Source organism: Noviherbaspirillum denitrificans (assembly GCF_002211445.1).
GTDB lineage: Bacteria > Pseudomonadota > Gammaproteobacteria > Burkholderiales > Burkholderiaceae_D > Noviherbaspirillum > Noviherbaspirillum denitrificans.
This window is the reverse complement of sequence record NZ_LSTO01000038.1, coordinates 1-2762: the sequence shown is the minus strand read 5'-3', so window position 1 is coordinate 2762 and position 2762 is coordinate 1. Positions and strand designations below refer to the sequence as shown.

The window sequence follows — 2762 nt, the reverse complement described above, 5'->3', positions numbered from 1 at the left end:
TCCTACCTGGTCGGCGAAGGCAAGAAGCCGATTGCCGCCTACCTCGATATCGACGACATCATCCGCATCGCCAAGGAAGCGCATGTCGACGCGATTCACCCTGGCTACGGCTTCCTGTCGGAAAATCCCGACTTTGCGGAAGCCTGCGCCAAGAACGGCATCACCTTCATCGGCCCCAAGCCGGAAGTGATGCGCACCCTGGGCAACAAGGTCGCCGCTCGCAATGCGGCGATCGCCGCCGGCGTGCCGGTGGTGCCGGCGACGTCGGCCCTGCCGCACGATATCGAACAGGCAAAGAAGATGGCGGCCGAGATCGGCTACCCGCTGATGCTGAAGGCAAGCTGGGGTGGCGGCGGGCGCGGCATGCGCGTGATCGAATCGGAAGCCGAACTGCCCGGCCAGCTCGAAGTCGCGCGCCGCGAAGCGCTGGCGGCGTTCGGCAATGACGAGATGTACCTTGAAAAGCTGGTGCGCCGTGCGCGCCATGTCGAAGTGCAGTTGATGGGCGATACCCACGGCAACCTGGTGCACCTGTTCGAGCGCGACTGCTCGGTGCAGCGACGCAACCAGAAAGTGGTCGAACGCGCACCGGCTCCCTACCTCGACGAAGCAGGCCGCACCGAGCTGTGCGAAGCGGCGCTGCGCCTGGGCCGCGCGGTCAACTACACGCACGCCGGCACCGTCGAATTCCTGATGGATGCCGATACCGGCAAGTTCTATTTCATCGAAGTCAACCCGCGCATCCAGGTCGAGCACACGGTCACCGAACAGGTGACCGGCATCGACATCGTGAAGGCACAGATCCGCGTCTCCGAAGGCGTGAAAATCGGCGACCATGACTCCCATGAAGCGGGCATTCCGCTGCAGCAGGACATCCGCCTGAACGGCCACGCACTGCAATGCCGCGTGACGACGGAAGACCCGGAAAACAACTTCACCCCCGACTACGGCCGCCTGGTCGCCTACCGCAGCGCGGCCGGCTTTGGCGTGCGCCTCGATGGCGGCACCGCTTACTCGGGCGCCGTGATCACCCCGTACTACGATTCGCTGCTGGTGAAGGTCACCGCGTGGGCGCCGACCTCGGACGAAGCGATTTCGCGCATGGACCGCGCGCTGCGCGAATTCCGTATCCGCGGCGTGTCGACCAACCTGCCGTTCCTCGAGAACGTGATCAACCATGAGCAGTTCAAGTCCGGCGAATGCATCACCCGCTTCATCGATACCACGCCGGAACTGTTCCAGTTCGCCAAGCGGCGCGACCGTGCGACCCGCCTGCTGCGCTTCATCGGCGATGTGGTGGTCAACGGCAATCCGGAAATGAAGGGCCGCAAGGGCATCGATGGCGTGATCCCCACGCCGCTGCTGCCGACCGTGCACCGTTCCGAACCGATCCTGCCCGGCTCGCGTGACAAGTTCAAGGAACTGGGGGCCGAGAAATTCGCGCAATGGATGAAAGACCAGCCGCAAGTCTTGCTGACCGACACCACGATGCGCGACGCGCACCAGTCGCTGTTTGCCACCCGCATGCGCACCGCCGACATGCGCGCCATCGCGCCCTACTATGCGCGCATGCTGCCCAACCTGTTCTCAATGGAATGCTGGGGCGGCGCGACCTTCGACGTGGCGATGCGCTTCCTGAAGGAAGACCCGTGGGAGCGCCTGTCACTGCTGCGCGAGGAAGTGCCCAACATCCTGTTCCAGATGCTGCTGCGCGCGTCCAATGCGGTCGGTTACACCAACTATGCGGACAATGTAGTGAAGCACTTCGTGCAGCAGGCAGCGTCGGGTGGCGTCGACCTGTTCCGCGTTTTCGATTCGCTGAACTGGGTGGAAAACATGCGTGTCGCGATCGATGCGGTACGTGAATCCGGCGCGCTGTGCGAAGGCGCGATCTGCTACACCGGCGACCCGTTCGATCCGTCGCGTCCGAAGTACAGCCTCAAGTATTACGTCGACATGGCCAAGCAACTGGAAAAGGCTGGCGTGAACATCCTCGGCATCAAGGACATGGCCGGCGTGTGCAAACCGCATGCGGCGCGCGAATTGGTCAAGGCGCTGAAGGAAGAAGTCGGCTTGCCAATCCATTTCCATACGCACGACACGTCCGGCATTGCCGCCGCGTCCGTTCTCGCCGCGGTGGAAGCGGGCTGCGATGCGGTCGATGGCGCAATGGATGCGATGAGCGGCCTGACCTCGCAACCCAACCTGGGCTCGATCGCGTCGGCGCTGCAAGGCACTGCGCGCGATCCGCAGATGGACCGCCCGGCGATGTTCGCGATCTCGCAATACTGGGAAGGCGTGCGCCGCCAGTACGAACCGTTCGAGGCCGACATGCGTTCCGGCACCTCCGACGTATATCGCCATGAAATGCCAGGCGGCCAATACACCAACCTGCGCGAGCAGGCGCGCGCGATGGGCATCGACCACCGCTGGACCGAAGTGGCGCAAGCGTATGCGGACGTGAACCAGCTGTTCGGCGACATCGTGAAGGTGACGCCGACTTCGAAGGTGGTGGGCGACATGGCGCTGTTCATGGTGGCCAACGACCTGACGCCGGCCGATGTGCAAAACCCGGACAAGGAAATCGCGTTCCCGGAATCGGTGATCTCGCTGTTCAAGGGCGAGCTGGGCTTCCCGCCGGACGGCTTCCCGAAGGCGCTGGAGCAGAAGGTGCTGAAGGGCGGCCAGCCGATGGTCGGCCGTCCCGGTGCAAACCTGCCGCCGGTCGATCTCGCCAAGGCGAAGGAAGACGCGGAAAAGGC

Annotated in this window: 1 protein-coding gene; it reads left to right on the top strand. The window is 63.9% G+C overall.

The genetic code is table 11. The features are described 5' to 3' along the window. The coding region (locus AYR66_RS27980) for a pyruvate carboxylase (protein ID WP_141104364.1) at positions 1 to 2762 on the top strand (2762 nt) is incomplete at both ends.